Raw genomic sequence first — 21,670 nt, forward strand, 5'->3', positions numbered from 1 at the left:
ATAAGGCCTGCCCTATGAACAGCTCTTTCTACGGCTTTGATAACACGGGCTATGCACGCGCTAAGTCTCGGTGGATCGAGCCGTTCGCCTACCAGTCCCGCTTCCAGGGAAAGTTGATCCGCACTGAGCTTGGCTGGGCGCTTGCCATGCTGTTTGGTGTGCCAGCAGCGCAGGCGCATGTGTTGTGTGAGTCGGTTGAACTGATGAACACCGCTTCGTTGATACATGACGATGTGTTCGATGCGGACTGCCTACGTCGGGGGCAACCATCGGTATGGAAAACCTACGGTGCGACGGTGGCGATTATTTCAGGAATGCACGGGTACCTGGCTGGTCTCCAACGTCTTGCTTCCCTGGGTAACGAGGGCGTCATCACCACCGGTCTCGAAAGCCTCGAAGCCCTGCATATTGGGCAGCACCTTGACGTGTGTGCCAGTGAAGGCACGGCATTGCCTTCGCTGGACGACTACAGGTTGATCGCTCAGGCCAATACGGGCTGTTTTTTCGTTTTTTTATTGAATGCCTGCCAGTGTTTGAAGCCTGTGGATGAGGACACGTACTTGGCGTTGAAAGCGTTGCTGTATGACCTGGCCGTCTACTATCGATACGTGAATGATTATTGCGATGTGAATCATATTCCGCATTTTGCGAAGAAAGGCTTCGCGACGGATCTCGAAGGAGGGCCAAAGTCATTTTTAATGATCCTGGCCGGGCAGCCGTTATCTAAGGAAAAGCGCTCCTTTGACCAAAAGAATGAAATCATCCGAGCATTTGGCGACGCGGGTGTGCTCGATCTTGCAATAGTCGTGATGGAAGAAACTTACTGCCGGATCCTCAACGGTCTGGCCGTTATTGGACACTCCTGTACCCAGCGAAAAAACAAAAGGCTGGAAGCGTTTATTCGTGATATTCACTTCCAACCTGCTGCTGATGATGATTACTACAAGCGCGTGCTCAGGTAGTGGCGTTATTGATCCACCGCACTCAGAATTGCATGCGCCACTTTCACCCGCTCGGCATTCGGGTAGTTCTTGTTTGCCAGGATCACCACGCCGATGTCCTTGCTCGGCACATACGCCACATAGGCACCAAAGCCGCTGGTTGAACCGGTTTTGTTGAACAGGACGTTGGCGGGTTGTACGTGCGGTGTCGCCAGCCAATTGGCCGTGTGCGGCTCCATTGCCATGGGCGTGGAGTTGCCGTCGATCAAGGCTTGCAGCGTGATCGGGTAGGGGTAGTACTCCCAGCCCAGGGCCTGGGTGGTGCCGTTTACCGTGTAGTAGCCGGTATGGGTGGTGGCGATGGCTTGTTGCAGGGGTTTTTCCAGGGTGTCGGGGTGCATGTTGACCAGCACGTAGCGCGCCAGGTCGTGGGCGCTGGTCTTGATGCCGTAGGCTTCGCTGTCCAGTGCGCCGGGGCCGACGCGCACCGGTTTGTGCTGTTTGTCATAACCCTGGGCATACAGCGCGGCCTTGTCGGCCCGTACGTGGACGTAGGTGTTGTTCAGGCCCAGTTTGGGCAGCAGCGTGTTTTCCATGGCTGTATTGAACGGCTGGCCCAGGCTTTGTGCGGCGAGGTAGCCGAACAGGCCGATGCTCGGGTTGGAATAAAGGCGTTGGGCGCCGGGGGCGTAAGTCGGTTGCCAGTGTTGGAAGTAGCTGAGCATGGTCTGGGCACTGTCGGCCGACGGCGGAAACTGCAGGGTCAAGCCGCCTGGGGTGTAGGTTGCCAGTTGCAGCAGGCTGATGTGGTCGAAGGCGCTGCCCTTGAGGGTCGGCAGGTGTTGGCTGGCCTTGTCCGCGAGCTTGAGCTTGCCGGTGGCCTGGGCGTAACCGCCGAGGGTGGCGGTGAAGGTTTTGCTCACCGAGCCGATTTCGAACAGGGTGTCTTGGGTGATGGGTTGCTGTTGTTCTTTGGAGGCGACACCGTAGTTAAAGTATTGCACCTGGCCTCGGCTCACCACGGCCACCGACAGGCCGGCGATCTGTTCTTGTCGCATCAGTGGTTCGACGTTATCGTCCACGACCTTGCGCAAATCGGGGGCGGCCATGCAAGTGCCGGAACCGAGCAGTAAGGCGCAAATAAAGATGTTTCGTACGTTGAGATGAGACTTTTCGTGCATGATGTTTCGCTTCCATGTAGGTGAAGCATTGGCGGTCAAAGCCTGAGCAGGCGCCGCAAATCTAGGCAGTTTGGCGCCTGGAGGCAACCGATCATATTTCGCACCAGCCATTAGAAAATTTAGGGTCAACCATGCTGCGTTCCCACCTGCCCCTCAACGCACTGCGTGCATTCGAGGCTTCAGCCCGGCACTTGAGCTTTACCCGCGCGGCCATTGAGTTATGCGTGACCCAGGCGGCCGTCAGCCATCAGGTCAAAAGCCTGGAAGCGCAGTTGAATGTCACCTTGTTCAAGCGGCTGCCGAGGGGGCTCATGCTCACCCGCGAAGGCGAAACGCTGCTGCCGGTGCTGCGCGAATCCTTCGACCGCATCGCCACCACCTTGGGCCAGTTCGAAGGCGGCCACTACCGTGAGGTGCTTACGGTCGGCGCGGTCGGTACCTTTGCCGTGGGATGGCTGCTGCCGCGTCTGCCGGACTTTCACGCACGCTACCCGTTTATTGACTTGCGCCTGTCCACCCATAACAACCGCGTCGATGTTGCCGCCGAAGGCCTGGATTACGCGATTCGCTTCGGTGCCGGCGCCTGGCACGGCACGTACGCCTGCCCATTGCTGGAAGCGCCGCTGACCGTGTTGTGCGTGCCGCAGCTTGCCGAGCAATTGCACGCCCCGCGTGACCTGTTGAAACACACCTTGCTGCGTTCCTACCGCGCCGATGAATGGAGCCTGTGGTTCCACGCCGCCGGCTTGCCGGCCGACACCCTGGTGCCGCGCAGCATCATGTTTGACTCGTCGCTGGCGATGATGGAAGCGGCCCTGCAAGGTACCGGCGTGGCGTTGGCGCCAGCGATGATGTTTGCGCGACAGCTGGAGGGGGGTGTGATCCGCCAGCCGTTCGACGTGGGCATCACCACCGGCAGCTATTGGCTGACGCGCTTGCAGTCGCGCAGCGAGACCTCGGCGATGGCGGCGTTCAAGGGCTGGCTGTTGCAGGCTGCCGCGGGTTAAACCAGGTATTTGCGAAACCATCCCAGGGTGCGTTCCCACGCCAGATTCGCCGCGGCCTCGTCATAGCGTGGCGTCGAATCATTGTGAAAACCGTGATTGGCGCCCTTGTAGATAAATGCCTCGTAGGTCGTGCCCGCCGCCTTCAACGCCTGCTCATACGCCGGCCAGCCTTCGTTGATCCGCGTGTCCAACTCACCGAAATGCAACATGATCGGCGCCTTGATGCGCGGCACGTCCTGGGCTTGCGGCTGACGCCCGTAGAACGATACCGCCGCGCCCAGTTCAGGGTAGGCCACCGCCGCTGCGTTGGTCACGCCGCCGCCGTAGCAGAAGCCGGTGATGCCGACCTTGCCGGTGCTGTCGTCGTGGTGCATCAGCCATTCGATGGCCGCGAAAAAGTCGTTCATCAGTTTGGTAGGGTCGACGGTCTGTTGCAGCGCCACGCCTTTTTCGTCATTGCCGGGGTAGCCGCCGACGGAGCTCAGGCCGTCCGGCGCCAGTGCGATAAACCCGGCTTTGGCCAGGCGTCGGGCGACGTCTTCGATATAAGGGTTCAGGCCACGGTTTTCGTGAACCACCACCACGGCGGGCAACTTGCCTGCCGCCTTGGCCGGGCGCACCCGGTAGCCGCGCACCGTGCCGTTGCCCTTGGGCGAGGGGTAGGTGACGTAGTCGGCGACGATGTCAGGGTCGGTGAATTTGACTTGTTCGGCCAGCGCGTAGTTGGGGCTCAGGGCGGCGAGCAGGGCCGATGCCGTGAGGCCGCCGAAGGTGAACAGCGCGGCGCGGTCGAGAAACTCGCGGCGGTTGAGCTTGCCATGTGCGTAGCCGTCGTAGAGTTCCAGCAGTTCGGGGGCAAAGTCCTGCGCGGTGAGACGAGCCATCGGTGCAATCCTCGAGGGGTGGTGGCAATCAATGTAGACCAGGTTCAACTCTCGCGGCCATGGGCGGCGGCGGCCAGATGGCCGGTGTCGACACGCACGAACACTGAATCACCGATTGCGGTGAGCACGTCGCCCGCGTATACCTCGCAGACCACGCGGCTTTTGCGCCCCACGTCGCCTTCGACCCGTGCGCGCAGGGTCAGCGGGACGCCCATGGGGGTGGGCTTGATAAATTTGATGCCCAGGTTGCCGGTGACGCAGTCGATGCGCGGCAGGCTGCCGGGTTCGCGGTGTTCGGCCTGGTAGTGGTAGGCCATGGCGGTCCAGTTGGAATGGCAGTCCACCAGCATGGCGATCAGGCCGCCGTAGACCAGGTCGGGCCAGCCGCTGTATTGAGGCTCGGGTTGGTGCTCGGCGATGACGTGGATGCGGTCCTCGTCCCAGCGGCTCTTGATGTGCAGGCCGTGGGGGTTGCTGCTGCCGCAACCGTAGCAAATGCCTTCCGGGGCCGTGATGTCTTGCAGAGAAGGGAAGTGCATGCAAACTCCTTGTTGTAATGGGCGGTTACTCTGTTTAGCAGGACCCGCGCCTGATGGGAATACAGCCATTTTTTTGCGGAGCGGTGCATGAAACGTCGACTGTTGGGGCTTACCCTTGTGCTGGGCTGCATCGCCAGCGCCCAGGCCGTGGAGTACAAGGACGTCAACCCCACCGCCAGCCAGATCACCTTTACCTACAAACAGTTGGGGCAGCAGGTCTACGGCACCTTCGGCCAGTTCGAGGGTACGTTGACCTTCGATACCCGCAAACCTGAGGCGGGGCACGCGTTGCTGAAGATTCAGCTCGCCAGCATCAACGCCGGGAGCGACGATGCCAATGACACCCTGCAACGCGCGTCCTGGTTTGATACCGCCACCTATCCGGTGGGCGTGTATGAGTCCACGGCGGTCAAGGCCCTGGGCGACAACCGCTTCAAGATCAGCGGCAACCTGACCATCAAGGGCACCACCCGCCCGGTTGACGTGCAGGTGCTGCTCAAGGAGCTGGATGGCATTGGCATATTCGACGGCGAATTCACCCTCAAGCGAGGTGACTTCAAGATCGGCGAGGGGGAGTGGGCCGGCAACAGCGTGGTGTCCAACGACATCCGTATCAAGTTCAAGATGGTCGCGCCGCAGCGCTAGCGGGCGAACTCCTTGGCGCCGGCCACGCAGCCGATCACGGCAACCGTCACCAGTACCATGCCCAGGCTTACCTGTTCATGCAGCAGGCCCGCCGCCAGTGCCAGGCCGAAGAACGGCTGCAGCAACTGCAACTGGCCGACGGCGGCGATGCCACCCTGGGCCAGCCCGCGGTACCAGAACACAAAGCCGATCAACATGCTGAACAACGACACATACGCCAGGCTCAGCCACGCTGGCAAGCTGATGCCGGTGAAGCTGGATGGCGCCAGGGCCAGGCTCAACGGCAGCACCACCGGCAGCGACACGACCAGCGCCCAGCAGATCACCTGCCAGCCGCCCAGGCTGCGCGACAGCTTGGCGCCTTCGGCGTATCCCAGGCCGCACACCAGCACCGCCAATAGCATCAACACGTCACCGGCAGGCGCGGCACTCAAGCCTTGGGCCAAGGCGTAACCCATCACCAGGGCGCTGCCCAGCACCGAAAACAGCCAGAACGCCGGGCGCGGTCGCTCGCCGCCGCGCAGCACACCGAAGATCGCGGTGGCCAGGGGGAGCAGGCCGATGAATACGATGGAGTGCGCGGAGGTCACGTATTGCAGCGCCAGGGCGGTGAGCAAAGGAAAGCCGATCACCACGCCCAGCGCCACGATGACCAGCGGTACCCATTGGCTGCGCATGGGGCGTTTTTCCTTGAACAGCCACAGCAAAAGCAGCCCCAGCAGCGCCGCAATGGTGGCGCGGATCAGGGTGAGGAACACCGGGTCGAACTCCAGCACGGCCAGGCGCGTGGCGGGCAACGAGCCGCTGAAAATCAGCACGCCGATAAAGCCGTTGATCCAGCCCTGGGTATTGCTGTCCGGGGTGTCGAGCGGGGAGGTGCGTTCCATGGGCGGCGTCCGAAACAAAGAAAGGTTGCGTGAGAGCCATCCTAGGATCGAAGATCAAGACAATCAAAAAATTGTCATGGATACATCGCCAATGCCCCGTGCCCGCTACAAGCTGCTGGTCGACTCCTTCGCCGAAGCCATTCGCTCGGGGCACATGCTCCCCGGCACGCGCCTGCCCACCCATCGCCAACTGGCGGCCGAGCATGGCCTTGCCCTGGTCACCGCCAGCCGTGTGTACTCGGAGCTTGCGGCCATGGGCCTGGTCAGCGGCGAAACCGGGCGCGGCACCTTCGTGCGCGAGATTTCGTTGCCGCCGGGGCAGGGCAGTGGGCAAATGACGGTAGCGACCGGCCTGCTCGACCTCAACTTCAACTACCCGTCGTTGCCGGGCCAGGCCGAACTGCTGCGCACCGCGTTGCGCCAATTGGCGTTGTCCGGCGACCTGGAGGCGCTGCTGCGTTACCAACCCCATGCCGGACGTCTGCATGAGCGTGCAGCGATGGCGCGGCACTTGCTGCGCCGGGGCCTGACGGTGGAAGCCGAGCAGGTGCTGATGGTCAGCGGTGCGCAGCATGGTCTGGCGGTAACGATGATGGCGCTGCTCAAGCCTGGGGATGTGATCGCCGTGGACGCGTTGACCTATTCGGGGTTCAAGGTGTTGGCCGAAACCCTGCACCTGGAAATCGTCGCCATCCCGGTGACCCCCCGTGGCCCGGACCTGGATTACCTCCACGCCCTGTGTCGCAAGCGCCCGGTCCGCGCGGTGTACAGCATGCCGACCTTGCACAATCCACTGGGCTGGGTGATGGACCTGCCGCAACGCGAACGGCTGGTTGCTGTCGCCCGTCAGCACAACCTGATGATCATTGAGGACGCGGCCTACGCATTTCTGGCCGAACACGCACCACCCCCGCTGGCGAGCCTGGCGCCGGAGCGCACGGTGTACGTGGGTGGGTTGTCGAAGAGTGTCGCCACCGGGCTGCGCGTGGGGTTTGTCGCCGCACCGCCGGCCTGGGCGAAACAGCTGGAACGCGCCGTCATGGCGACCACCTGGAACGTGCCCGGTGTGATGAGCGCCATTGCCGTGGCCTGGCTCGAAGATGGCACGGTGGCGCAGTTGGAAACGCAAAAACGCCATGACGCCCAGGCGCGCCAAGCCTTGGCGGCGCACGTGTTGCAGGGGCTGGCGTATAGCAGTCACCCGTCATCGTACTTTTTGTGGTTGCCATTGGCAGAGGAGGCCCGCGCCGATCAAGTCGCCATGACCCTACTGCGCGAGGGCATCTCGGTGTCGACCGCCGAGCCATTTGCCGTCTCGGCCCAAGTGCCCCACGCGCTGCGCCTGGCCTTGGGCTCGGTGGATATGCCGGCGCTGCGCGGGGCGTTGCTCAAGGTGCGCCAGGTGGTGGCGTGGTGAGCCCGCGGGCGATCAGAATTTGAACGCCTGACGACCGATCAGCAACCAGTGGCCTTTCTGTTTCTGCCACACCTGGAAGTTCTCGATGTCGGTGGGTACTTCAACGCCGCTGTTCACTGCCTGGGCGTGAAAGTGGTTGCGCACCAGGGCGGTATCGCCTTGCAGGGTGATGGTCTGCTTCTGCATTTCCAGGGTCTTGAAGCCGCTGCGACCGGTCTCGATATCGGCGATGAACTCCTGTTTGTTCTGGATCTTGCCGCTGGAGTGGCCGTACGTGAGCTGCTCGGCGGTGAGCGCCTGCAACTGCTTGATGTCTTTGTGCAGCATGGCTTGGGTCAGGTGGTCGACCGCTTGGGCGACATCCTGATCGGCAGGGGCAGCCGTGACGTAGCCGCTGAACAGGCACAGAAAACCGATCAGCACTTTGATGTTTTGCATGGGGGGTTCCTTATTGTTGTTGATGTTTACGACAGTTTGAGTCGTCGTACAACCATGCAATATTTTTTAGGGGGAGGGGAAGTGAAATCTGAAATATTCAGAAAAGATGGGCAGTTGAGCATAGGAAGCCCTTATACGACGTCTCAACACATCTACCAGTTTTACTCGGAATACCCGGTTGCTTCCTAGATAGCTGGCAGATAGCTATGCTACTGCGGACATCAAAAACTGCCCGGGAACAAAAATGGATTTTGACTGGCACAGCAACCCTCTCACCCGCGCCACGCCGGTGACGCCTGGCTATAAAAACACCCAGAACGTACGCCGCTTCATGCTGTTGCACTGTGGCCCTGCGTTCAAATTCGACCGCCCGTTCATGGCCTGGATTCGCGACGAAACGCCCAAGACCCTGGGTGACGTGGTGGATGAGTGGTTACGCCGCAATGCGGGCCCACGGGGGTGATGACGTCCGCCTTCGGCGTGCTGGTCAACTACCTCTTTCATCTGCTGCCTGGCCTGCTGCTATTTGGCGTGTGGTGGGCGGCTACGCCACGCTCACTGGTGGCGATGCGTATCCTGATCTTGCTGGCGGCGTTTGTGCTGATGCGAGATGCGATGACGCCGTTAGACCTGTGGGCGGTCGGCAGCGACGTACAGATCGCCTTTTCGGCCAATACACTCGTGTTGGGGGCACTGGGTTGCCTGTCGCTGCTACTGATTATGTTGCTTGCACGGGCGGCGCCCGAGTTGTGGCGACTGGTTGTGTGGGTCAAAGGCAGTGGCTTGGCCGGTGTTGTTGTTTACCTTGTTGGAAGGCTTGGCCTGCGCCTTGGTGCGTATGCGCTACGGCGTGCTGGCGGCGACGCTGACCCACGGCACGGCAATCCTGTTGATTGCCGTGCCCTATACCCGCTGATTTGAACTGCAATCAAACGGGCTTATCTCGCACCCGGGCCGCGTTTACTCAACTGCCAACGGCGGCGTACGCGGCGGTACCAGGCGCTTGCTGCCCGTCGCCTCATACGCCGCCGCGAAACGCAACAGCGCCGAATCATCATAAGCACGCCCGGCAAACGTCAGCCCCACCGGCATGCCGATATCCGCCATCACGCCCATCGGCACGGTGACGGTGGGTACGCCCAGGTGGCGGATGGCGAGGTTGCCGTTGGCCACCCAGATACCGTTGCTCCAGGCGATGTCGGCGCTGGCTTCGTTCACGTCGGCGTCGGCCGGGGCCACATCGGCCACGGTGGGGAACAGCACCGCATCCAGGCCCAGTGTGTCCATCCAGTCTTCCAGGTCGATGCGCCGGGTTTGCTCCAGGCCGCGCAGGCCGTCGGGCACGCTGGTGATCTGGTCCCACGGCGTGATACCGCGTTGCGCCATGCGCACGTACTCGTCCATGCCGGCGGCGAGGTCGTCTTCGCGGTTGGGCAGGGTGCCGGGGTCGTGGGGGAAAATCTGCGGGCCGTCTACCTCCGCCAGGCGGTTGAGCGCTGGGTCGTTGTTGGCGCGCAGGAAATCGTCGAACGCCCAGGCCGACAGCTCCCATAACTCGTCGTGCAGGAATTCTTTGGAGACCAGCCCGCGGGTAAACACCGTCGGCGCGCCGGGGCGGTCGCCTTCGCAGTTGGAGACCAGTGGGAAATCCACTTCGATGACTTCGGCGCCGGCGGCTTCCAGCGCCGCGCGTGCGGCTTTCCATAAGTCGATCACGCTGACACGGGTGTTGATTTTCTGCCCGGTCGGGCCGCCGATGCCGGGTTTTTCGCTGGTGCCGGCGTCGGGGTCGGCATTGATGTACATGCGCGGCACGCCGAAGCGTTTACCGGCGAGGGCTTCGGCTGGAGCGGCCAGTTCGGCATAGAAGGCTGGGCGCACCGAGGCGACGCTGGGGATGGGTACCCAGGGTTGCAGGCGCCACAAATCGCCACGGGTGTCCGGGTCTTCTGCCACCACCACGTCGAGCACTTCGAGCAGGTCGGCCATGGTGCGCGCGAACGGCACCACCACGTCCATGGTCGGGGTCAACGGCCAGTTGCCGCGCACCGAAATTACGCCGCGCGATGGGGTATAGGCGCACAAGCCGTTGTTGGACGCCGGGCCGCGTCCGCTCGACCAGGTTTCTTCGGCCAGGCCGAACGCGGCGAAGCTGGCCGCCGTTGCGGTGCCGGCGCCATTGGACGAGCCGGAGGCAAACGGCGCGGTGAGGTAGCCGGCGTTATAGGGGCTTTCTGCGCGGCCATACACGCCGCGTTGCATGCCGCCATTGGCCATCGGCGGCATATTGGTCTTGCCCAGGCAGATCGCGCCACCGGCGCGCAGGCGTTCGATGGTGAAGGCGTCGCGATGCGCAACGAGTTTGGCGAACGCCGGGCTGCCGGAGGCCGCGGTCAGGCCTTTTACCAGGTAGCTGTCTTTGGCGGTGTAGGGGATGCCATCCAATGGCCCCAGGGTTTGGCCCTTGGCGCGGCGCGCATCGGACGCCTCGGCTTCTTCCAGGGCTTGCGGGTTGCGCACCACCACGGCGTTCAACGCGGTGGCGGTCTGCGGGCCGTCGTAGGCCTCGATCCGGGCCAGGTAAGCCTTGACCAGTTCCACCGCAGTGGTCTGGCCGGATTCAAGCGCAGCGCGCAATTGGGCAATGGAGACTTCGGTAACTTGCATGACGTTTTCTTCGCCGCCTTCAGTTGTGGTATCGCCGCAGTCTACGTACAGATATTTCACAAAACCAGCGCGGCATAATCGGCGTAGGCGCCGCGCATCACCTGCCAGGTCGCGTCGTCCGCAGGAATCAGATGCTCGATACGCAGTGACGTCAGGGTGATGTCCTGGGGCATGCCGAAAGTGGTGAACGTCGACAGAAAGCTCAGCTCACCCCGGCTTGAACGCACGCGGGTCAGCACCAGCGGTGGCATTTCGTTGGGCAGTTGGGTGTGGGTGGGCGGCGGCAGGCGCGCCAGCAACGTGGCCAACGCCGGGTTGCCCAGCGCCTCGCGAGCTGCCCGTTGCCAGGCCAGGGTGCGGATCTCTTCGGCGTTGAGCAGGTGGTCACCCAGGCCGCCGGGTTGCAGCAGGGTGGTCAACAGGTTGAGGTCGTCGGCCGCCCGGGGCTCGATGCCCAGCAGCGCAAACAGCACGGCGGCGCTGGCATTCGCCGCCAACACTTGCCACTCACTGCCCAGCAGAATCGCCGGCGCCGGGTTGTTGGCATGCAGTACATGGCTGACCGCTTCACGAATCGCGGCCATGGCCGGGGACGCGAGCGGGGTGGCGCTATAGCGCGGGGCGTAACCGGCGGCGAGGAACACGCGGTTGGCGCGTTCCAACGGCGCATCCAGTGCGGTCAGCAATGCATGCAACGTAACCGGGCTGGGCCTGGCGCGGCCGGTTTCGAGGCAACTGAGGTGGCGCTGGGACACGCCGGTGATCAAGGCCAGGTCGAGTTGGCTGAGCTTGGCCTGTTTGCGTAACTGGCGCAGGTGTTCGCCGGCGGTGGCAGGGTTGTCCATGGCGTATTGATGACCTCCGAGGTCATTGCGAGGGGCCAAACCTTATCACTAAGGTGAGGCTCGATCACGTCAAGGAACAGACCATGCCCAGACCCTTTCTCGCCCTGGCCGCTTTGCTCGGGTTTTCGCTGTATACCCTGGTGACGATGCTCACCGCCGAGCAATCGCTGCCGGCCTTTGGACGGGAACTGCTATCACGGCCCGACACCGCGCAGGTGGTGATTGATCTATACCTGATGGCGGTACTGGCGTGCGTATGGATGTATCGGGATGCGCGTCGGCGAGGGCGCAGGCTGATGTCGGTGCTACCGTATTTTCTGCTGACCGCCGTGTTCGTGTCGGTGGGGCCATTACTTTACATCGTGGTGAATGGGCGGCGAGATGACTGACCCGATTAAGCTCTACGCCCTGTGTGTGCGGGTGCTGGGCGTTAATTTGTTCGGACTCGGCGGCGTGAGCATTGCCCGGTTGCTATGAACGGCCTCCAAGACCGCCGCTCCCTCATCCGCATCAGGCCCCCGGCCCGGTCCTATCCACCAACCGAATACTGTCGCGCCCACCCCGCTTGGACTCATACAACGTCCAATCCCCTTGTTCAATCAACACCGCCAGGCTCTCCGGCTGATCGAACAGATTCGCGCCAATGCTCAACGTCACCGGTTGCGGCGTGCTGAAACTCTGCGCGGCCAATTGCTGGAATTGCCCGCGCAAGTCGCTGCCCAGCTCAACAATCTGCTCGGTAGACGCCGGGCTCAGCAGGATCACAAATTCATCGCCGCCCAAGCGTGCCGCCAGTGCGCCCTTGGGCACGACGCCGCGGATCATCTCGCTCAGGGCGATCAACAGACGGTCGCCCGCCGTGTGGCCGTGGAGGTCGTTGACCCCTTTGAAGTTGTCGATGTCGATCAGCAGCAGGGCGCCGGGTTGGGCCGGCGAGATCTGCGCCAGCAGGCGCGGGGCGCGCAGGTCGAGGGCGCGGCGGTTGTAGAGGGCGGTGAGTGGGTCGCGGGCGGCGAGGCGGGCGATCTGTTGTTCGCGGCGGTAGCGCTCGGAGCCGGTCATGGACAAGGCAATCAACATGATCGCCATCGCGCCTTCCACCAGGGAAACCTGGATGATTTCGCCCTTGAACGCGGCAAGGTCGATCAGCGTGCCGGGGACCACGACCGAGAGGGCCTTGATCACGTAGAACAGCCCATGGATCAGCAGCACGAAACGCAGTTGCACCGCACCCACGCTCAAGGACCGGCCATGGGGCCGCAGCAGCAAGCTGGCACGCAAGGTGGGCAGGGCGACCAGCAGCGACTGCACCACCAGCATGGCTTTGGACCATGACGGGTCGGCCGGCAGGGCCAGCATGCCAAACCAGACGGCGACCATCAGCAACCACGCCCGCGACACGCGCACCTGGGTAAACCGTGCCACGCCGAGCAAAAACAGAAAATGTGCGCTCACCAGCAAGCCGTTGGCGAACCAGATACCGATGACTAAAAAACCGTTGATGCGCAGCAGCGCCAGCGTGGAGCCAAGGCTAATGGTGGCGAAACCGGCGCTCCAGAACAGCAGCGACGGTTCGCGCACGCTGCGCCATTCCACCGCGAGGTACAGGGCGGCCGCGGCGGCCAGGGCGACGGTGAGGGCCAAAATGGTAGGAGGGTCGAGTGTCATGTGTTGCCGGGTCTGCCTGAGGTGCGTGGACAAACGCGATTGTAAGCGTTTCACAGGCATTTCGGAGCATTAGTGGCAATCGGCTATCAAGCTGCTCCAGCGCCGTTGAGGGGCACCGTCACACGAAACACCGTGCCGTGCCGGCTGTCGGATTCGACCTCAATCAAACCCTGGTGGGAGGCGACGATTTCGGAGGCGATAAACAGACCCAGCCCCAGGCCTTCCGTCGGGCCATGCTCAATCACCGAACGTTGGGAAAAGCGCCCCATGGGGTTGAAAATGAAGGGCAGCACGTCATTCGGGATCGGCGGGCCCTGGTTATGCACGCTGAACACACAGTGGTCTGGCGTGACCGTCAGCGCCACCGCAATGGGCGAATGCAAGTCGCCGTGATGCACGGCGTTACTGATGATGTTGGAAAACACCTGCTCCATGCGCGCGCCGTCGAACAGTCCCGCCGCCGATGGGGCCGACTCGAATCGTAGCTGGGCGTGCGGATCAAATGCCTGGATCTCGGCAACGATACGCTCGCAGATCGGCACGAGGTCGACCTGGGTGCGTCTTACCGGAATACCGGGGCCCATCTGGCAGCGTGTCAGGTCCAACAGGTCGCCGACAATTTGGCTGGCACGCTGGACGCTGGTGTAGATCTGGGTGGCCACGCGGCTGTCGCGTTCGCCCCCCAGTTGTGAGCGTCTGAGGCTATCGGCACCAAGCAAGATAGCGCCCAGTGGTGTGCGCAGGTCATGACCGAGGATGCCGAGGAACACGTTGCGCGAGGCTTCCACTGCCCGCGAATAACTGGCGATGGATTCGGCGAGGGCCTGGTCGATAGCTTCATGAAAACGGTTCATGTCATCGACATCCAGCGCTGTACCGCCCTTGACACGCTTGAGCCATTGGCGCAGCACACTGGTACGCAGCGCACGGTATTCGGACACCATCTGGTCGATGGAAAACCCCGCCATCAAGCGTGTGACCGCATGGGTTTCGGCGGGGGTTTCCGCGTCTCCCTGGGGGGCCAGGCCCTGGGCCTTGTCCAACTGCTCCTGCACGGTCTGCGTGGTGCGCAGGTCCTGGACGATGGCGTGCAACATCTGCGCGGCATGATCGCGCAGGCCGTCCTGGTCCAGTGCCGCGCCGGGTGTCTGGATCGTGCTGGCGAAGTCTTCCCAGTCCTGCAGGATGGGTTCGAGGTTGCTAAGGATGAAGTCTGACAGGCGCATGCGGTAATCCTAGCGAGTGGCGATACGCAGAGAAGCGCACGGGGCTGCCAAACGGGGATTTAAGCACGATTTAGCCTGCATGACGCTGCGCAGTGCAAAGGCACTGCGCAACGGGTCGGTCACACGCCTTTGGTCGACGGCAGCAGGATCGTCAGGATGCCTACCAGCGGCAAGAAAGAGCACAGCGTGTAGACATACTCGATGCCATGGCTATCGGCGAGCAAACCCAGCAAAGCCGCGCCGATCCCGCTGAAGCCGAACATCAGGCCGAAGAACACGCCCGCGATCATTCCCACGTTGCCTGGCACCAGCTCCTGGGCGAATACCACGATGGCCGAGAACGCCGAGGCCAGGATAAAGCCGATCACCACGCTGAGCACGGCGGTCCAGAACAGGTCGACGTAGGGCAGGGCGAGGGTGAACGGCGCGGCGCCGAGGATGGAGAACCAAATGACCTTCTTGCGCCCGATCCGGTCGCCGATCGGCCCGCCAAAGAAGGTGCCCGCCGCCACCGCGCCCAGAAACAGGAACAGGTACAACTGCGAGTTGGCCACCGACAGGTTGAATTTTTCGATCAGGTAGAAGGTGAAATAGCTGGTGAGGCTGGACATGTAGAAGTACTTGGAAAACACCAGCACGGCCAACACCACCAGAGCAAAGGTCACGCGGCCTTTGGACAGCCCGTGGGTAGCCTTGCCGCCCTGCTTGAGCTTGAACAGGTTGAGGTGGTTGCGATACCAGCGGCTCAGGCCGTACAAAACCAGAATCGCGAACACCGCAAACAGGCCGAACCAGGCGATATTGCCCTGGCCGTACGGGATGATGATCGCCGCTGCCAGCAGGGGCCCCAAGGCACTCCCGGTGTTGCCGCCGACCTGGAACGTCGACTGCGCCAGGCCGTAGCGGCCACCGGAAGCCAGGCGTGCCACGCGGGACGTTTCCGGGTGGAAGGTCGACGAGCCAACGCCCACCAGCCCGGCCGCCAGCAGAATCGCCGGGAAGCTGCCGACAAATGCCAGCATCAAAATACCGATCAAGGTGCACACCATGCCGGCCGGCAATAGCCAGGGCTTGGGATAGCGGTCGGTGTGGTAACCGATCCACGGTTGCAGCAGTGAGGCGGTCAGTTGGAACGTCAGGGTAATCATTCCCACCTGGGTGAATGTCAGCCCGTAGTTGGCCTTGAGCATCGGATAGATCGACGGCAGCACGGCCTGGATCAGGTCATTGATCAGATGCGCCAGGGCGCACGCGCCAAGGATGCGCATAACCAAGGGGCTGGCGTGGGGTGTACTGGTTGCAGCAGCGGGTGACGCGGTGAGTGTCGACATGCAGGCATTCCATACAAGGCAGCGAACAGGGGCAGCCAGTACTTGAGCCGGCTGCCCATTTCAAATTGTTTCGGGGTTTATGCTAGATTCCTGAAAAATGCCTGTCTCGCGAAATCGGGGCAACAACTGTCGCAAAAAGGGCGAAATGATCAAATCCCTGGATAAATTCCTGCAAGAGATCGACGAGGGCGATTGGGCCGTGATCAGTTCGGCCACCGATTACCCGGAAAATTGGGTGATCCCCGACCACAGCCACGATAAGCATCAACTGCTCTATGCCACTGAAGGCGTGATGGTCGTGCATTCGGCGCAGAACCAATGGACGGTGCCTCCCCATCGCGGTTTCTGGATGCCCAGCGGGCATGTGCATTCCTTGCGGTGCGTGGGGCCGCTGAAGATGCGCAGCGTGTTTGTCCGCGCCGACAGCTTCCCCAACCTGCCCACCGAGACCAAGGCGGTGAGCATCTCGCCCCTGCTGAGCGAGCTGATCAAGGCCTCGGTCAGTTTGAAGCCGCCCTATGCCGAGGACTCGCGGGACGCCCGGATCATGCACCTGATCCTCGATGAGCTTGCCCTGTTGCCGGCCCTGCCGTTGTCCTTGCCGCAGCCTGGCGACCCGCGTATACGGCAAATCTGCCTGGCGCTGCAACAGGACCCCGGCGACGCCTCCACCGTCGCGCACTGGAGCGAACGCCTGGGCCTGGACCAGAAAACCATCCAGCGCTTGTTCCGCAGGGAAACCGGCATGACCTTCGGCCAATGGCGTCAGCAGGCACGCTTGCTGCTGGCACTGGAGCGCATCGCGCTGGGCGAGAAGATCATCGACGTGGCCCTGGCGCTCGGCTATGACAGCCCGAGCGCGTTTACCAGCATGTTCAAGAAGCAGTTCGGCAAGACGCCGAGTCACTTTTTCAAATAGCGCATCACGCCTCGCGCGTAGAACTGTCCTACTGACCCACGTGCGTTATGCCTGATGGGTTCGCTGGTGATCATCCATCAGCAGGTTGGTGAACGCATCGATATCCATGGGGCGACTGAGGAAGTAACCCTGGCCCTCATCACAGGCCACGGCCTTGAGCATGGCCAGGTGCTCGGCGGTTTCGATGCCTTCGGCGGTCACCGTGAGTGTCAGGGCGCGCCCGAGGCCGATGATGGCCTGGACAATGGCCATGTCACCCTCGCTGTCTTCGAGCCGGGTCAGGAAGCTGCGGTCGATTTTCAGCCCATCGAACGGGAAGGCGCGCAGGTAGCTGAGGGATGAATACCCGGTGCCGAAATCATCCATGGCGATGCGAATGCCCAACTGCTTGAGGGTGTGCATCACCTCAAGCGCGACAACGGCATCTTCGAGCATGACACTCTCGGTAATTTCCAGCTCAACCCGCGCCGGGTCGATGCCCGCGGTATTCAGCGCCTGGCGTACGCGTTGTACCAGGTGGCCGCGCTTGAATTCGATGGGCGAGAGGTTCACCGACACGAACAGGTTGTCCGGCCATTTGGCGGCACAGGCGCAGGCGGTGGCTAGCACCCAATCGCTGAGGGACAGGATCAACCCCGACTCTTCGGCAATCGGGATGAAGGTGTCCGGGGCGATCAGCCCGCGCACCGGGTGCTGCCAGCGCACCAGCGCTTCGGCCCCGACCATCTGCCCATCGGCGATGCGATAGCGTGGCTGGAAGTGCAGGCGCAATTCCTCATGTTTGATCGCATAGCGCAGGTCGCTTTCCAGGCGGCGGCGTTCGATGATTTTCGCGTTCATCTCACCCGAGTAAAACCGCCAGGTATTGCGCCCGGCCGCCTTGGCCTCGTACAGCGCGATATCGGCGTAACGCAGCAGCTCGGTGACCTCGCTGGCGTCATTGGGCGCCAGTGTGATGCCGATGCTGGCGCTGATAAACACGTCCTGGTCATCGATGCGGATGGCCTGCTCGATCGACCCGATCAAGCGCCGACACAGGTTTTCGACGTCGTCCTGCGTGCCGGCATCGGTCAGGATCAGCACAAACTCATCGCCACCGACCCGCGCCACCAGGTCGCCATGGCGCACGCAAGCGCTCAGGCGGCTCGACACTTCATTGAGCACGCGGTCGCCGGCGGCATGCCCGAGCAAGTCGTTGACCGGCTTGAAGCGGTCCAGGTCCAGGCTGAGCATGACCAGCGGGCGTTCCGGCGGCGGCAGCGCTTTGAGTTTGCTGTCGAGGAAGGCTTGCAGGCGCGTACGGTTGGGCAACCCGGTTAGGGCGTCATGCAGGGACAGAAACTCAATACGCCGGCGCGCCTCGACTTCTTCGGTCACGTCGGTGGCCGTGCCACGAAACCCGCCACAGGGCATTTGCCGCGCCGACAACCGGGTGGTGCGCTCTTGCCCCTTAGCATCCAGGTACAGGCATTGCACGCTGAGGTCGGGGCGGCGCCCCGGCGTGCACAACCATTGCGACAGCAAGCCGTCTTCGGTCTCCAGCAGGTCGTTCATCGCCGCGCCGATCCACGTATCACGGGCCAAGCCGGTGACGCTTTCGAAACGCTCCGACAAATACGTAAAGCGCCACTCGGCATCGATCTCCCACACCCAATCGGAACTGGCCTCCACCACATCGCGAAAGCGCGCTTCGCTGGTGGCCAAGGCGTTCTGGCTGTTTTGCAACGAGTCATGGCTGGCATCGAGGGCAAGGGCGGCCGCAGTGCTGCGCCGCAAAATCATCCAGGTCATCAGGCACACCAGCAACGCCGCCAGGCCCAGCAGCGGCAGGGCGACGCCCATCAAACGCTTGCCGGGCTGCTCCGGCTGCCAATACAGGCTGCCCGCGCTGCCGTTGTCGCCGAGGGGCAGCGACACACCCTTGGCGATGTCGGCGGCTGTGGCGATGTGCAGCTTGGCCACGCCGAAGTCATCGCCGATCACGCCCAGTTTGGCGCCGTCAAGAATATTGACGAACACCAGCACCGAGGCCCGCCGCTCATCGGCGACCACCGTGGGGTCGGTGCCTGGCGTGATGGCGGCGGCGGCCACGAGCGCAGGGTTGCCGCGCACGTTGATGAGGGTGCTCACCGATGTTTCGTTTTCAACCCCCGCCCGCGCCTGTTCGAGAAGGGCGGTGAGGGGCTGGTCGAGCCACTCGCTGATCTCAAAGGGTTGCTGTTCGCCCTCGACCACTGCATACACCGTGCGGTCGGCATCGTTGACCACAAACACGCCTTGGAAACCGAAATCCTGGTACAACGTCGCCCCGACATTGCCGCGCGTATAGGCCCAGTCTTCATCGACATGCAGGTGAAGATGCCGATAGGCATCGCTCCAGAAGGCGTAGTCCTTGACGTTCAAACGCATGGACTTCTCCATCGCCTGCATGGCTTTATGCGTATGAAATGCACTCTCGGCTTGCTCTGACCGGTCCATGTCGTGGGCAAGGTAGATCAGCGAGTACGCCGCGGCCGCAAACACACCGGCCAGCAGGATCATGAAGTTGAACAGTGAGGTGCGCGTCAGCGACAAGCTGGTGCGAGAGGAGAGCGAGCGGACGATAGGGGCGAGAGAGTTGGGCATTATTTTGCGCAGGGCCTCGCTGCAAGTCAGTGGTATGACAGGCTATCGGCGGCCCCGGCGAAATATTTAGAGGTTCAGGCGCTGCGGCAGCGCACGGCGCGGCCACTGACACGGTGTGCCGCCCAAGCGCGATATCGCCGACCTGCGTGGCCAATCGGCGCCTAGCAATCATTCGCCGTTAAATTAGCGAAGAAGATGCAGCCGATCAGCCGGGCGAACAGGCTGAGGGTTTCCGGCAGGTTGGGGTCGTCAAACAGCATCGCGCGCGAATCCAGCGCGCACAGCGCGCCGAACAGGCGACCGTCAGGCAGGAAGATCGGCGCTCCCGCGTAACTTTCGATGGCGTATTGCTTGACCACGGGCCGCGTGGCAAAGCGGCCGTCTGCGCTGACTTGGGGGATGAACAAGGTCTGCGGGTTGACGCAGAACTCGCTGCACAGGGTGGTTTCCAGGTCGAGTACATCGTCTACGTTGATGCCCATTTCCATGGGGTCGTAGGCCGAGCACACGATCCAGTCCTGGTCCGTGAACTTGGCGATGCCGGCAAATCGCATGTTGGTCAGGCGCGTGACCAGTTGCAGGATGCTGGTGGTGGCTTCTATTTCGGCAATCGCAGCGCGCTCTTCCGGGCTGAGCAGCGATTGTGGGGCGGTGACGCTCGAAAGCATGCTGAACACTCCGGCAGCGTGGTGGCCTCGGCCACCACGCGGGGTAAGGGTTTAGTTGATACGGGGATGCTGCTGCACCAGGCTCTTGCGCTTGGCTTCCAATTCGGCAATCTGCGCATCGATGTCTTCGATCTTCTGCTCGATATTGTCGTGGTGTTCCTGCAGCAACTCCTTGGCCTCTTCCATGTCCGACGCCGCCGGTGCCGCGCCGCGCAGGGGCTTGTTGGCGGTTTCCTTCATGGTCAGGCCGGTGACCAGGCCGACCAGCGCAAACACCATCAGGTAATAGGCGGGCATGTACAGGTCGTTGGTGCTTTCCACCAACCAGGCCACGGCGGTCGGGGTGACACCGGCGATCAATACCGAAACGTTGAACGCACTCGCCAGCGCGCTGTAGCGCAGGTGGGTAGGGAACATCGCCGGCAACGTCGAGGCCATCACGCCGATAAAGAAGTTGAGGATCACCGCCAGGATCAACAGGCCGGCGAAGATCAGGCCGATCTTGCCGCTGGTGATCAGCATGAACGCCGGGATCGACAGAAACAGCAGGCCAATGCTGCCGGCGATAATGAATGGCTTGCGCCCGATCTTGTCGCTGACAAAACCAATGAACGGCTGCACGAACAGCATGCCCACCATGATCGCGATGATGATCAGCACGCCGCTGTTTTCTTTGTAGTGCAGGTTGTGCGACAGGTAGCTGGGCATGTAGGTGAGCAGCATGTAGTACGTCACGTTGGTGGCCGCGACAATCCCGATGCATGTCAGCAGGCTGCGCCAATGTTGCGTGGCAACTTCCTTGAACGAGACTTTGGGGCCTTGGCTCAGGCCTTCGCGGTCGCCTTGTTCGAGCTTGTCCATGTGCTGTTGGAACGCTGGGGTTTCTTCCAGCGCGTGGCGCAGGTACAGGCCGATGATGCCCAGGGGCAGGGCGAGGAAGAACGGCAGGCGCCAGCCCCACGCTTCAAATTCGGCTTCGCCCAGCACGCTGGAGATCAGCACCACCACACCGGCACCGAGCACGAAACCGGCAATCGAGCCGAAGTCCAGCCAGCTGCCGAGGAAACCGCGCTTGCGGTCCGGCGCATATTCGGCAACGAAAATCGACGCGCCGGTGTATTCACCGCCCACCGAGAAGCCTTGGGCCATCTTGCACAGCAGCAACAGGATCGGCGCCCAGATGCCGATCGAGGCATAGCCGGGGATCAGGCCGATGGCGAAGGTACTGAGCGACATGATCACGATGGTCGCGGCAAGGACTTTCTGGCGCCCGTATTTGTCGCCCAGCGCGCCGAAGAACAGGCCGCCGAGCGGGCGAATCAGGAAGGGCACCGAGAACGTGCCGAGTGCGGCGATCATTTGTACGCTGGGCGAGGCGTCCGGGAAGAACACCTTGCCCAGCACATAGGCGACAAACCCATACACGCCAAAGTCGAACCATTCCATGGCGTTACCCAGGGCGGCGGCGGTGATCGCCTTGCGCACCTTGGTGTCGTCGACAATGGTGATGTCATTCAACCCGATGGGTTTGACGCTCTTCTTACGTAATTTCATGCGAACCACTCTAAAACTGAACAAGGGGAGTGCTATCACTGCGACAGCACCGCTCTGTCAGTTCAGATACAAGCGCACATGAAATAATTCACCTTTAAGCGTGTTTTTTCTCAATTGAGGATTAAAACCGTTTGTCATCCTACAACCTGGCTTTCCTGAAACGTTTAGTAACCACGTGATACCTCGACAATTCGCGATTTTTCAGATTGACACCCCGCGAGCGGCCCG

At 62.1% G+C, this 21,670-nt stretch carries 20 protein-coding genes and 1 pseudogene; 8 read left to right on the forward strand and 13 right to left on the reverse strand.

Annotated features, from left to right (window positions below; genetic code table 11):
- The first annotated feature begins 14 nt into the window (after positions 1-14).
- The gene (locus tag KSS96_RS13700; protein WP_065878449.1) at positions 15-962 is read left to right on the forward strand and encodes a polyprenyl synthetase family protein; all 948 of its coding nucleotides are present in this window, start codon (positions 15-17) and stop codon (positions 960-962) included.
- Positions 963-967: 5 nt separating this feature from the next.
- On the opposite strand, the gene ampC is transcribed toward KSS96_RS13700, so the two are convergent.
- Complete coding sequence (gene ampC / locus KSS96_RS13705) at positions 968-2,122, reverse strand: class C beta-lactamase (protein WP_065878451.1); 1,155 nt, start codon at positions 2,120-2,122, stop codon at positions 968-970.
- 131 nt (positions 2,123-2,253) lie between these two features.
- On the opposite strand from ampC, the gene KSS96_RS13710 reads away from it, so the two are divergent.
- The gene (locus KSS96_RS13710) at positions 2,254-3,129 is read left to right on the forward strand and encodes a LysR family transcriptional regulator (RefSeq protein ID WP_137220277.1); all 876 of its coding nucleotides are present in this window, start codon (positions 2,254-2,256) and stop codon (positions 3,127-3,129) included.
- Here the strand turns inward: KSS96_RS13710 and yghX are convergent.
- Together yghX and KSS96_RS13720 are read right to left on the reverse strand one after the other, a co-directional pair.
- Positions 3,126-4,013, reverse strand: coding sequence for a YghX family hydrolase (yghX, locus tag KSS96_RS13715; protein ID WP_137220278.1), 888 nt, complete (start codon positions 4,011-4,013; stop codon positions 3,126-3,128). The genes KSS96_RS13710 and yghX overlap by 4 nt on opposite strands.
- Before the next feature lie 44 nt (positions 4,014-4,057).
- Positions 4,058-4,552: a PaaI family thioesterase gene (locus tag KSS96_RS13720; protein WP_017530438.1), complete on the reverse strand. Its 495-nt coding sequence runs from the start codon at positions 4,550-4,552 to the stop codon at positions 4,058-4,060.
- Positions 4,553-4,639: 87 nt separating this feature from the next.
- Between KSS96_RS13720 and KSS96_RS13725 the strand changes: the two genes are divergently transcribed.
- Positions 4,640-5,197: a YceI family protein gene (locus tag KSS96_RS13725; protein WP_065878459.1), complete on the forward strand. Its 558-nt coding sequence runs from the start codon at positions 4,640-4,642 to the stop codon at positions 5,195-5,197.
- Here the strand turns inward: KSS96_RS13725 and KSS96_RS13730 are convergent.
- A complete protein-coding gene (locus tag KSS96_RS13730; RefSeq protein WP_065878461.1) occupies positions 5,194-6,084 on the reverse strand; it encodes a DMT family transporter in 891 nt (296 codons plus the stop codon). The two genes, KSS96_RS13725 and KSS96_RS13730, sit on opposite strands and share 4 nt — an antisense overlap.
- Before the next feature lie 91 nt (positions 6,085-6,175).
- Here KSS96_RS13730 and KSS96_RS13735 point away from each other — a divergent pair, with 91 nt between their 5' ends.
- Positions 6,176-7,501, forward strand: coding sequence for an aminotransferase-like domain-containing protein (locus tag KSS96_RS13735; RefSeq protein ID WP_217856433.1), 1,326 nt, complete (start codon positions 6,176-6,178; stop codon positions 7,499-7,501).
- Positions 7,502-7,513: 12 nt separating this feature from the next.
- Here the strand turns inward: KSS96_RS13735 and KSS96_RS13740 are convergent, their stop codons facing one another.
- Entirely contained in the window at positions 7,514-7,939 is a 426-nt protein-coding gene (locus tag KSS96_RS13740; RefSeq protein WP_068934827.1) for a nuclear transport factor 2 family protein, read from the reverse strand.
- A gap of 244 nt (positions 7,940-8,183) precedes the next feature.
- Between KSS96_RS13740 and KSS96_RS13745 the strand changes: the two genes are divergently transcribed.
- The gene (locus KSS96_RS13745) at positions 8,184-8,402 is read left to right on the forward strand and encodes a DUF6434 domain-containing protein (RefSeq protein ID WP_017530433.1); all 219 of its coding nucleotides are present in this window, start codon (positions 8,184-8,186) and stop codon (positions 8,400-8,402) included.
- Positions 8,399-8,855 (forward strand): annotated as a pseudogene (locus tag KSS96_RS13750) (hypothetical protein). The gene KSS96_RS13745 and the pseudogene KSS96_RS13750 overlap by 4 nt, the downstream one beginning before the upstream one ends.
- A 44-nt stretch (positions 8,856-8,899) precedes the next feature.
- Here KSS96_RS13750 and KSS96_RS13755 read toward each other — a convergent pair.
- Both KSS96_RS13755 and KSS96_RS13760 read right to left on the reverse strand, forming a co-directional pair.
- Positions 8,900-10,606 carry an amidase gene (locus KSS96_RS13755; protein WP_137220280.1) on the reverse strand — a complete coding sequence of 569 codons (1,707 nt, stop codon included), beginning with the start codon at positions 10,604-10,606 and terminating at the stop codon, positions 8,900-8,902.
- Positions 10,607-10,662: 56 nt separating this feature from the next.
- Positions 10,663-11,451 (reverse strand): helix-turn-helix domain-containing protein, encoded by a 789-nt coding sequence (locus KSS96_RS13760; protein ID WP_017530431.1) that lies wholly within the window; start codon positions 11,449-11,451, stop codon positions 10,663-10,665.
- An 83-nt stretch (positions 11,452-11,534) separates the two neighbouring features.
- On the opposite strand from KSS96_RS13760, the gene KSS96_RS13765 reads away from it, so the two are divergent.
- Positions 11,535-11,840 (forward strand): DUF2834 domain-containing protein, encoded by a 306-nt coding sequence (locus KSS96_RS13765; RefSeq protein ID WP_065878468.1) that lies wholly within the window; start codon positions 11,535-11,537, stop codon positions 11,838-11,840.
- A 121-nt stretch (positions 11,841-11,961) separates the two neighbouring features.
- On the opposite strand, the gene KSS96_RS13770 is transcribed toward KSS96_RS13765, so the two are convergent.
- The 3 genes from KSS96_RS13770 to KSS96_RS13780 form a co-directional block, all read right to left on the reverse strand.
- Positions 11,962-13,119, reverse strand: coding sequence for a GGDEF domain-containing protein (locus tag KSS96_RS13770; RefSeq protein WP_065878469.1), 1,158 nt, complete (start codon positions 13,117-13,119; stop codon positions 11,962-11,964).
- Positions 13,120-13,205: 86 nt separating this feature from the next.
- Positions 13,206-14,345 carry a sensor histidine kinase gene (locus tag KSS96_RS13775; protein WP_116079799.1) on the reverse strand — a complete coding sequence of 380 codons (1,140 nt, stop codon included), beginning with the start codon at positions 14,343-14,345 and terminating at the stop codon, positions 13,206-13,208.
- 119 nt (positions 14,346-14,464) lie between these two features.
- Entirely contained in the window at positions 14,465-15,676 is a 1,212-nt protein-coding gene (locus KSS96_RS13780; RefSeq protein ID WP_017530427.1) for an MFS transporter, read from the reverse strand.
- Positions 15,677-15,773: 97 nt separating this feature from the next.
- Between KSS96_RS13780 and KSS96_RS13785 the strand changes: the two genes are divergently transcribed.
- A complete protein-coding gene (locus KSS96_RS13785; RefSeq protein ID WP_020379923.1) occupies positions 15,774-16,595 on the forward strand; it encodes an AraC family transcriptional regulator in 822 nt (273 codons plus the stop codon).
- Between the two features lie 45 nt (positions 16,596-16,640).
- Here the strand turns inward: KSS96_RS13785 and KSS96_RS13790 are convergent, their stop codons facing one another.
- The 3 genes from KSS96_RS13790 to proP form a co-directional block, all read right to left on the reverse strand.
- Positions 16,641-19,220 (reverse strand): bifunctional diguanylate cyclase/phosphodiesterase, encoded by a 2,580-nt coding sequence (locus KSS96_RS13790; protein WP_137220282.1) that lies wholly within the window; start codon positions 19,218-19,220, stop codon positions 16,641-16,643.
- 161 nt (positions 19,221-19,381) lie between these two features.
- The gene (locus KSS96_RS13795; protein WP_017530424.1) at positions 19,382-19,888 is read right to left on the reverse strand and encodes a GAF domain-containing protein; all 507 of its coding nucleotides are present in this window, start codon (positions 19,886-19,888) and stop codon (positions 19,382-19,384) included.
- 51 nt (positions 19,889-19,939) lie between these two features.
- Positions 19,940-21,442 (reverse strand): glycine betaine/L-proline transporter ProP, encoded by a 1,503-nt coding sequence (proP, locus tag KSS96_RS13800; protein ID WP_068934837.1) that lies wholly within the window; start codon positions 21,440-21,442, stop codon positions 19,940-19,942.
- Between the last annotated feature and the right edge of the window lie 228 nt (positions 21,443-21,670).

It is taken from the genome of Pseudomonas asgharzadehiana (assembly GCF_019139815.1).
Classification (GTDB): domain Bacteria; phylum Pseudomonadota; class Gammaproteobacteria; order Pseudomonadales; family Pseudomonadaceae; genus Aquipseudomonas; species Aquipseudomonas asgharzadehiana.

Excerpts from the sequence above, each read along its gene's own strand:
- KSS96_RS13700 (WP_065878449.1), top strand. The coding sequence starts at position 15 with ATGAACAGCTCTTTCTACGGCTTTGATAACACGGGCTATGCACGCGCT.
- KSS96_RS13770 (WP_065878469.1), bottom strand. The coding sequence starts at position 13,119 with ATGACACTCGACCCTCCTACCATTTTGGCCCTCACCGTCGCCCTGGCC.
- KSS96_RS13760 (WP_017530431.1), bottom strand. The coding sequence starts at position 11,451 with ATGGACAACCCTGCCACCGCCGGCGAACACCTGCGCCAGTTACGCAAA.
- KSS96_RS13785 (WP_020379923.1), top strand. The coding sequence starts at position 15,774 with ATGCCTGTCTCGCGAAATCGGGGCAACAACTGTCGCAAAAAGGGCGAA.
- KSS96_RS13710 (WP_137220277.1), top strand. The coding sequence starts at position 2,254 with ATGCTGCGTTCCCACCTGCCCCTCAACGCACTGCGTGCATTCGAGGCT.
- KSS96_RS13775 (WP_116079799.1), bottom strand. The coding sequence starts at position 14,345 with ATGCGCCTGTCAGACTTCATCCTTAGCAACCTCGAACCCATCCTGCAG.
- KSS96_RS13780 (WP_017530427.1), bottom strand. The coding sequence starts at position 15,676 with ATGTCGACACTCACCGCGTCACCCGCTGCTGCAACCAGTACACCCCAC.
- KSS96_RS13795 (WP_017530424.1), bottom strand. The coding sequence starts at position 19,888 with ATGCTTTCGAGCGTCACCGCCCCACAATCGCTGCTCAGCCCGGAAGAG.
- KSS96_RS13725 (WP_065878459.1), top strand. The coding sequence starts at position 4,640 with ATGAAACGTCGACTGTTGGGGCTTACCCTTGTGCTGGGCTGCATCGCC.
- ampC (WP_065878451.1), bottom strand. The coding sequence starts at position 2,122 with ATGCACGAAAAGTCTCATCTCAACGTACGAAACATCTTTATTTGCGCC.
- KSS96_RS13755 (WP_137220280.1), bottom strand. The coding sequence starts at position 10,606 with ATGCAAGTTACCGAAGTCTCCATTGCCCAATTGCGCGCTGCGCTTGAA.
- KSS96_RS13730 (WP_065878461.1), bottom strand. The coding sequence starts at position 6,084 with ATGGAACGCACCTCCCCGCTCGACACCCCGGACAGCAATACCCAGGGC.
- KSS96_RS13790 (WP_137220282.1), bottom strand. The coding sequence starts at position 19,220 with ATGCCCAACTCTCTCGCCCCTATCGTCCGCTCGCTCTCCTCTCGCACC.
- KSS96_RS13735 (WP_217856433.1), top strand. The coding sequence starts at position 6,176 with ATGCCCCGTGCCCGCTACAAGCTGCTGGTCGACTCCTTCGCCGAAGCC.
- KSS96_RS13740 (WP_068934827.1), bottom strand. The coding sequence starts at position 7,939 with ATGCAAAACATCAAAGTGCTGATCGGTTTTCTGTGCCTGTTCAGCGGC.
- yghX (WP_137220278.1), bottom strand. The coding sequence starts at position 4,013 with ATGGCTCGTCTCACCGCGCAGGACTTTGCCCCCGAACTGCTGGAACTC.
- KSS96_RS13745 (WP_017530433.1), top strand. The coding sequence starts at position 8,184 with ATGGATTTTGACTGGCACAGCAACCCTCTCACCCGCGCCACGCCGGTG.
- proP (WP_068934837.1), bottom strand. The coding sequence starts at position 21,442 with ATGAAATTACGTAAGAAGAGCGTCAAACCCATCGGGTTGAATGACATC.
- KSS96_RS13720 (WP_017530438.1), bottom strand. The coding sequence starts at position 4,552 with ATGCACTTCCCTTCTCTGCAAGACATCACGGCCCCGGAAGGCATTTGC.
- KSS96_RS13765 (WP_065878468.1), top strand. The coding sequence starts at position 11,535 with ATGCCCAGACCCTTTCTCGCCCTGGCCGCTTTGCTCGGGTTTTCGCTG.